General features: G+C 38.8%; 9 protein-coding genes and 1 pseudogene. All 10 read left to right on the top strand.

Going from position 1 to position 7,581, the window contains the following annotated elements; translation table 11 throughout:
• A pseudogene (locus tag BXO88_RS16915) lies at positions 1 to 923 on the top strand (hypothetical protein); the annotation flags it as partial.
• A gap of 202 nt (positions 924 to 1,125) precedes the next feature.
• Positions 1,126 to 1,905, top strand: coding sequence for a precorrin-2 C(20)-methyltransferase (gene cobI / locus BXO88_RS15830; RefSeq protein ID WP_168171751.1), 780 nt, complete (start codon positions 1,126 to 1,128; stop codon positions 1,903 to 1,905).
• A gap of 43 nt (positions 1,906 to 1,948) precedes the next feature.
• Complete coding sequence (locus BXO88_RS15825) at positions 1,949 to 2,233, top strand: hypothetical protein (protein WP_078038692.1); 285 nt, start codon at positions 1,949 to 1,951, stop codon at positions 2,231 to 2,233.
• 143 nt (positions 2,234 to 2,376) lie between these two features.
• Complete coding sequence (locus tag BXO88_RS15820) at positions 2,377 to 3,141, top strand: AlkZ-related protein (RefSeq protein WP_078038691.1); 765 nt, start codon at positions 2,377 to 2,379, stop codon at positions 3,139 to 3,141.
• Between the two features lie 419 nt (positions 3,142 to 3,560).
• Positions 3,561 to 3,743 (top strand): hypothetical protein, encoded by a 183-nt coding sequence (locus BXO88_RS15815; RefSeq protein WP_078038690.1) that lies wholly within the window; start codon positions 3,561 to 3,563, stop codon positions 3,741 to 3,743.
• A 66-nt stretch (positions 3,744 to 3,809) separates the two neighbouring features.
• Positions 3,810 to 4,067 carry a hypothetical protein gene (locus BXO88_RS15810; RefSeq protein WP_078038689.1) on the top strand — a complete coding sequence of 86 codons (258 nt, stop codon included), beginning with the start codon at positions 3,810 to 3,812 and terminating at the stop codon, positions 4,065 to 4,067.
• 226 nt (positions 4,068 to 4,293) lie between these two features.
• Positions 4,294 to 5,214 (top strand): alpha/beta fold hydrolase, encoded by a 921-nt coding sequence (locus tag BXO88_RS15805; protein WP_078038688.1) that lies wholly within the window; start codon positions 4,294 to 4,296, stop codon positions 5,212 to 5,214.
• A gap of 412 nt (positions 5,215 to 5,626) precedes the next feature.
• The gene (locus BXO88_RS15800; RefSeq protein WP_078038687.1) at positions 5,627 to 6,163 is read left to right on the top strand and encodes a flavodoxin family protein; all 537 of its coding nucleotides are present in this window, start codon (positions 5,627 to 5,629) and stop codon (positions 6,161 to 6,163) included.
• A 401-nt stretch (positions 6,164 to 6,564) separates the two neighbouring features.
• Positions 6,565 to 7,044, top strand: coding sequence for a flavodoxin family protein (locus tag BXO88_RS15795; protein ID WP_078038686.1), 480 nt, complete (start codon positions 6,565 to 6,567; stop codon positions 7,042 to 7,044).
• A gap of 120 nt (positions 7,045 to 7,164) precedes the next feature.
• On the top strand, positions 7,165 to 7,437 hold the full coding sequence (locus tag BXO88_RS17195; RefSeq protein ID WP_078038685.1) for a DUF1294 domain-containing protein: 273 nt from the start codon (positions 7,165 to 7,167) through the stop codon (positions 7,435 to 7,437).
• Positions 7,438 to 7,581 lie beyond the last annotated feature (144 nt).

Raw genomic sequence — 7,581 nt, 5'->3', positions numbered from 1 at the left:
CAAAGTCTGTAAAATCAAAGGTTTTTGTTGAACTTACACAAAGAAGAATAGAGAGACCAATTATGAAAAACGAAAAACGACATGGTATAAGATATATAATTTTGATAACACTTTTTACCCTTTTGATTTCTATGACATCTTTCGCTGATCAGACTTACTATTATGGCATGACCCAATACATTTCATATTCACTTAATAACGATCGGCTATCATTAGGATATGATGATCCAAGTGCTGATATATTTTTGGCATCACCATTTACCGGAGGATGGGTCGATTTCGATAATAAATGGTATTATCTGGGAGTTGATGGTAAGGCTCTTACCAATACGACAACTCCGGATGGGTATCAGGTCAATGCTTACGGACAGTGGGTTGTGAATGGAGTTGTTCAGACAAAAGGAACTGAACAAAAAGTGTCAGTAGGAATCACACCAGCTATATGCGAGAAGTATAAGGACATCGTGATGCAGGAGCATTCCAAATCCAATGGTACCGGCTACAAACTTTTCTATCTGGATGATGACAATATTCCAGAAATGACGGTTAACTATCCGGGATATGGGCTGAAGATATTATCAAGTGATGGGGATAATATTTTCTTTATAGCAGCTGATTCTTATGGTGATTATTTTCTGCCTTATGGAACTCATGGAAGAGACTATACCTGCTATGAGCGTTCCGGGCGGATTGATACCGGTGCTAATGTAGATGCAACCACAATATTTGTACCGGAGTACCTATTCTATGACAAAGTTAACAAAGCCTTTGTCTATGCAGATAAAGCGCCGGCAATATCCGGTGATTTTACAGAGCTATGTTATGATGATCTTTCAGCCGCGGAGATGTTAAGGGATCTTGATTATCTGGCGCAGGGTAAACAGCCTTTAGGCAGTGGTGGAGACTGGGCTGAAGAACCATAAGCGAGATCTATCATAATGATTACGATTGAGAATATTATGACCATCCTGTATCATTTTTTTACTGGATTAATAAAGAAATATTAACATAATATAAATAAGAAATAAGAAATAAGAAATAAGAAATAAGAAAGATGGCGTGAGAAGAAAGCAACTGAAGAGGCAAACGCTAAGTACAATGAGATGCTGTATTACGGGTTGGGTAATGAGGAAGAATGAAGGTCTGACAGACCTAGTGGATAAGCTGGTTACTGGAGCGATTAACGGATATGGCATGAAAAACGGAGCATTACACAATATGAATGGACGAATATGTGGCATCGGTGTAGGAATCGGAGACCCGGAGGATATAACACTTAAAGCTGTAAAAATGATAAAAGAGTCAGACGTATTGGTATGTCCCAAAGAAGATTTAGGCGAGTGCAGGGCATATCAGATTGTAAAACAAGTGATTCCTGAAGTAGAAGACATGGACATAATGCCGGTAGAATTTGAGATGACAAAAGATGAAAACAAGAGAATTCATAATCATCGAAGAATCTATGAAACTGTAAAAAAACTGGTTTTGGAAGGAAAAATCGTTTCATTTATAACTATCGGGGATCCGGCTCTCTATTCAACATATTCCTATGTTTCGGATCTTGCACGAAAAGATGGAATAGAAACACATTCTATCAGTGGTATCACATCGCTGACTGCATGTGCTAACAGGTTAGGGATATCACTTTGTGAAGGACGCGAACAACTTCATGTGATACCGACTATTGATGATATAGATGACGCACTGGATCTTCCGGGTACTAAGGTTATTATGAAATGCGGAAAGAGAATAAAAACTGTGAAGGAAAAGTTAAGGAGTAAAGTCGGCATAGACGTATATGCAATTTCAGGATGTGGCACATCCAATGAAAGATGCTTCAGGTCTCTGGAGGAAATCCCAGAAGATGAAATATATATGATGACCATGATACTTAAATCCAGATAGAAAGTGCGTGGTGAAACACATTTCTTAGAAAAAAGGATATGACATGGATATTCAGAATAATAGGTTCACATACAATCTGGCGGATTTGATTCCTGCTGATATAAATCTGTCCGGTGAAAGTTATGGTCAGCAATATGACATAATCTCCAAGGTGGCTTATCTCATAGGAGTTCCTAAGAAGATCTTCGAAAATGAAAATGAACCTCCAAAGCTTGAGATATACAACCGTCTGGAACTGGAAAAGAAGGCTCGTATCATCAGGAATCTTTGCAGTTTCAGGACTCAGCTTGAGAGGAGTTTTCTGAAGATATGTCAGGGCTTCGCTTGACTTAAATCTGTATAAGCTTATGGATGAGGTGCTTGACCGGACAAGGATCAGGATGACAAAGTCGGATATAGAGAGCTTTATTAAATAGAATGTATTAAGATTTAGCTGCTATATTTGCAGTGATTTTAAGATGAGGATACAGAATGGGTAATGAAAACGGAACCTGGATCATGCATGGTGTGGAGTGGGATTCCCCTGAGTGTCTACATACAGTTCAGGATGCAATTAACTACATAAATGAAGTTGGATTTCTGCCGCTTTTCAAGAATGATCTATCAGGATTTTCGCTTGAGGAACATACATTTCCGGATTATTGGTGGTGTGGAGACCCTGAGGTTGATCCCTGGGAGTGGCGCGGGATTATTGCCAGAAGCGGTGAAGTGGCTTATGGCAAGTTCTTTGAAAAGAAGGCAGGATTTATATCCAAGAAGTGGCTGCCGTATTTTGTGAATTATCGCAGGGATGGATATGATTTCGAGGCACTCTGGGATGATGAAAAGGCAACAAACCGCCAGAAGAAGATAATGGATTGCTTTGAGACAGAGGATGAGCTGTATTCTAATGATTTAAAGCAGAAGGCCGGTTTTGGTAAAGGCGGAGAAAAGGGCTTTGACGGAACTGTTACTGACCTGCAGATGAAGACATATATTTGTGTCAAGGATTTCAGACAGCGTAAGAATAAGAAGGGTGAACCCTATGGCTGGTCGATTGCTGTTTATGCAAAGCCTGAGTGTCTGTGGGGATACGAGAATGTGACATCAAGATATAGTGATGATCCACCAGAGTCAGGTAAGGCGATTGCGCGGAATATTATGGAACTTTACCCCATAGCAAGCGCAGGTCAGATTAAAAGACTAATTGGTGGAACTTATGGTACAAGGCTGGGAGGGCATATGAGAAGATCATAAAATTCGGAATAGCCTTCTCCGGAAAAAAGGTAAAGATAAGAATGGAATAAAATAATGTGTCTTAAGGATCTCTTCGGAGGTCCTTTTTTGATGCATTTAACGGATAGTTGTCCCCCTGTCAATCTGAGGTTGTCTGTTTGGGGAACGACTTGTTACATAGAGTTCCGTAGAATTGCATGTGTAAGCAAGAGGTGACGCAAGCCGGCAAGCCTGGCCTCCAAGAAAATGGAGGTGCGAACATGCACATTACAGAAGATAAGTTCGTGGAAAGCTACGGAAAAGCAACTCCCCGTGAATGATTCCGACTGATCTACAAAAACTACAGTATCTTTCGGCGAGTTCAATTCGTTAACAACAATCGAAAGCTTTTATCAGTCGGAAGTAAATCATGATATGATGTACACAAGGGATGCGTGATTATGAACGGCATTGGATTTATGGGTATGGTTGATAATATGAATAACGAAAATCAGTCTGACCGTGCAATTGTTACGAAAAAGCTTATTGTGAATGACGGCTCTAAATGGATCTGCCCTTTGTGCGGAGCCACTAACACAGGCAGGTTCTGTTGCGAGTGTGGGGGAGTGAGACCGCAGCAGTAAAGTCGAAACCAGATAAATATCTGAATATAACATAAAGAGGTCTGAATATGGAGTTTAAAAAAGGGTATGGATGACAGGGATTCGTACCATCTGATTAAGGATGGACGACATATTTACATGGATGTCGATGATCGTTGCGGTCCGCCATATACGGTCGTATTAGATCATGATTATGAAATGCTTTGTCCTTGGGCCGATATTGTTTCAAACGGCAATGTTTGGCCGGATGAGCTGACTGATGCAGCGGTAGAAATCTTCGAGTCTGAAAAGAATAACCGCGAACAGCGACGCAAAAGACGTGAAGAACAGGAGCGAAAAGATTGAGATGATTGACATTATCGGTAGCTTATATTTCTTCATTAACTTCGCTTTCCAAATACATTTTAGGAGTGAAAGACAGGTCTTTATAAGTGTAAGATAAGAACTTTTTTTGTTTTGTGATATTTTTGTTTTAGGATGTTCCAAAGAGTTAAGTGAAAAGGAGCGTTAGGTATAAGAAAATCATGGGATGAGTAGATTACTGGGTAAATAACAATAAAGGAGATTCTAAATGAAAAAGTCTTTATCTCTGGATAGCAAAATGATAGAGGGTCAGAATATATCCTATTGCATATTTGGCGAGGGAGATATTGATTTGGTTATTGAAATGGGGCTTGGCGCAGTTGCCGGTGAGTGGTGGCATATTGCAGAGCAGCTTTCTGAACAATTTGCCGTTCTTTTGTATGAGCGCGGAAGAAATATTTACAAGGCGCGCTCGCCGAAAAATATAGCCGAAGAATTACATACTTTGTTAATTGAACTACCCTGTAAAAGTAAGATTATTATTTTGGCACATTCACAGGGTGGTCTGTATGCGCAGCAATTTGCCAGATTGTATCCCAATATGATTCGTGGCATAGTGTTTGTAGATCCTTTATCTGCAAATGACAATACATATAAATCAGTATTTACTACAGCTGATGAGCAGAAAAAGAGTGGCTTTAATAAATCAGAAAACTTTGTAATCATGCGGAAAATGGCTTCTTGGCATTTGGGATTTGTAATTAAACTCATTATGAAAAAAGCACCGCCATTTTATTACTATGAGCAATTTACACCGGAAGCAAAGAAATACATTCTAGATGAATTAACAAAGGTAGAACTTCATGATGCCGCCTTAGAGGAATATCGCCTGGCACATGAGGAAAAGGAGATCTGTCAATTAACAGAAAGAGGAAACTTTCCGCAGATTCCTATCGTACTTATAACCCATGGAAGTGAATTTGAAATAAAAGAAATCATGGAATTTGGACAAACCACAAAAGAATTTGCAGAAAAAGTTGAAGAGCTGTGGCAGTCTTTGATGCAGGAATATCTTACTTTTTCAGAAAAATCAATCTTGTTAAGAGCAGACAATAGTGGACATTATATTCATTTGAGTGATTTTGAAGTAATAATGAAGGCATTACAAGAAGGAGAATCATGGACATAAGGGGGAGGAGCAGGATGGAATGCTTTCATGAAGAAAAGGCAGTTGAACACTACAGCCATAATTTCAATTGTACATAGGGAGTTTTTACATCATATGCAATTGAGCATAGGATATTGAATTTCCGGGGAAATTCAATATCCGTACACGTGTTTTTTGGGCCTAAGCCCAAAAAACATCCGGCTCTGCCGGATTTCCTAACACATTTTCCTTGATTGTGTTAGGAAACCTATGGTTTTAGAACACTCTTCCCGGAGATGATCAGAAGTGCGGGCAGGATACTGCAATATTTTTAAAGAGTCTGTGCTATTGCCGAATGGTAAAGCTTTAATAAGGTTAGATTTTGGCAGGGAAGAAAAATGATGGATGTCAAGCATTAGTTTGGCTTTGGGCATACCTGAGGGGAGGCTTTATCGTGAGCAAGATAGTAATTTTTTCTGGAAGTCCGAGAAAAGAGGGAAATACAGAAAGACTTGTAGATGCATTCATAAAGGGAGCTGAAGATAATAACACTATTGAAGTGATTTCAGTGATAGATTACAAAGTAAATCCTTGCATTGGTTGTAATTCTTGTTTTATGAGAGAAGGACATGAGTGCTTTCAAAACGATGACATGACGAGGATATATTCTAAACTAAAGGAAGCGGATATGATATTGATCGCATCGCCTGTATATTTTTATGGTATCAGTGCGCAGTTAAAGGCTGTGATAGACAGGTTGCACACGCCAATGAGAAATGAGTTTCATATTAAAAAGCTGGGCTTAATTCTTGTTGGTGCGGCTACGTTACCGGAATTGTTCGATGCAATACTTAAGCAGTATGAGTTGACCTTGAACTTCTTTAAATTGACAGATGCCGGAAAGGTATTAGTCAGGGGTGCCAGAGAAAAAGGTGACCTTAAGGAAGAAGATTTGGAAAAGGCATATTCATTTGGAAAATCGATAGAGTAGATTATGGACGAATCAACAGTAAAACATAATAATACGAGGACAGAAGCTTTTGAACACCTTGCTGCTAAATTAGATAATATATTTTAGGAGTCACAATGCTTCATATAGTCTTCGGAGAAATCGAAAATTCTATCAATACACCATCGGTTTATTTTATGGAAAGTGCCTGGAATATAATTATATTTTTTACAAAAAGCTATTGACCTGAAGTAAACCTCAAGGAGTATAGTACAAACATAAAGCACCAAAAATAAATAGATTTGATATAGGAGAAGTGCCGAAGGTTCCGGTAGAAATGCTGATTGAGTATGTGAGACTCTCAAGAATATCGAACATATAAAAGATTATGGTGCCCACGGATTCTTCCCTGTATTTGAAGGAAAGATGTAAGGAGGTTTCTTATGAAGGTACTGATTATTAACGGCAGTCCAAGAGCAGGCGGTAATACAAGTATTGCTCTTGATGAGATGGTTAAGGTATTTGAAGCTGAAGGAGTGGAAACAGAAGTTGTCCAGGTCGGAAATAAGGATATCAGAGGATGCATTGCCTGCCTCGATAGATTATTCTACAGCACAGGCTTTGATAAGACCATGAAGGTTGGTGCAAGCGTTGTATGTGCCAGAAGAGGTGGATTATCTGCGGCATTTGATGAATTAAACAAGTATTTTACCATCTGTGGCATGCCGGTGGCTTCCAGCCAGTATTGGAACAGTATTCATGGAAGAGAAAAGGGACAAGCGAGGGAAGATTTTGAAGGTCTTCAGACCATGCGTACATTGGCAAGAAATATGACTTTTCTTATGAAGAGTATTGCACTCGGTAAGGAAAAGTACGGACTTCCTGAAAAAGAAGAATGGCTGCCGACACACTTTATAAGATGATTGGAGGAGAACAAAAAGAGCAGAGTTAATTTCAGAGCAAGACCCATTTGTTTTTGATACAAAGGCAATAGTATAAAAGGCATTAAAGAAAATGTTTCCAGAAGGAGAGAGAATAACCTAATGTTTTTAGAAATCATGCCAAAATATCTACTTATCATAAACTTAATCTCTTTTATGATGTTTGGAATTGATAAATGGAAAGCTGTTCATGGAAAATGGAGGATACGTGAAGTGACGCTTTTGTCTCTATCATTCTTTGGAGGCTCAATCGGAGGCTGGTTAGCAATGCGTATATTTCATCATAAAACACAAAAGCTGTGTTTTTCAATTGGCCTTCCTCTGATGCTGATTGCACACTTGATCTTGATTGTTTATTACATGTATTCCAAATAGATGGGATGATTTACTGAAAAAAATCTATTTTATTAAAATGATGTCTTTTCAGAATTAATTTCACTGCATATAATTAAAACAATAAATAGGGCCTTTCGTCATTTATAGTGGGTAACCCCACCATTGCTAATTGATTAAATTTAA

It is taken from the genome of Oribacterium sp. C9, assembly GCF_002007235.1.
Classification (GTDB): domain Bacteria; phylum Bacillota; class Clostridia; order Lachnospirales; family Lachnospiraceae; genus Oribacterium.
This window is presented reverse-complemented; position numbering and strand designations above follow the sequence as displayed.

What these genes read in the sequence shown, in the direction of transcription:
- cobI (WP_168171751.1), top strand. Translation starts at nt 1,126, where the DNA reads ATGAGGAAGAATGAAGGTCTGACAGACCTAGTGGATAAGCTGGTTACT.
- BXO88_RS15825 (WP_078038692.1), top strand. Translation starts at nt 1,949, where the DNA reads ATGGATATTCAGAATAATAGGTTCACATACAATCTGGCGGATTTGATT.
- BXO88_RS15820 (WP_078038691.1), top strand. Translation starts at nt 2,377, where the DNA reads ATGGGTAATGAAAACGGAACCTGGATCATGCATGGTGTGGAGTGGGAT.
- BXO88_RS15815 (WP_078038690.1), top strand. Translation starts at nt 3,561, where the DNA reads ATGAACGGCATTGGATTTATGGGTATGGTTGATAATATGAATAACGAA.
- BXO88_RS15810 (WP_078038689.1), top strand. Translation starts at nt 3,810, where the DNA reads ATGGATGACAGGGATTCGTACCATCTGATTAAGGATGGACGACATATT.
- BXO88_RS15805 (WP_078038688.1), top strand. Translation starts at nt 4,294, where the DNA reads ATGAAAAAGTCTTTATCTCTGGATAGCAAAATGATAGAGGGTCAGAAT.
- BXO88_RS15795 (WP_078038686.1), top strand. Translation starts at nt 6,565, where the DNA reads ATGAAGGTACTGATTATTAACGGCAGTCCAAGAGCAGGCGGTAATACA.
- BXO88_RS17195 (WP_078038685.1), top strand. Translation starts at nt 7,165, where the DNA reads ATGTTTTTAGAAATCATGCCAAAATATCTACTTATCATAAACTTAATC.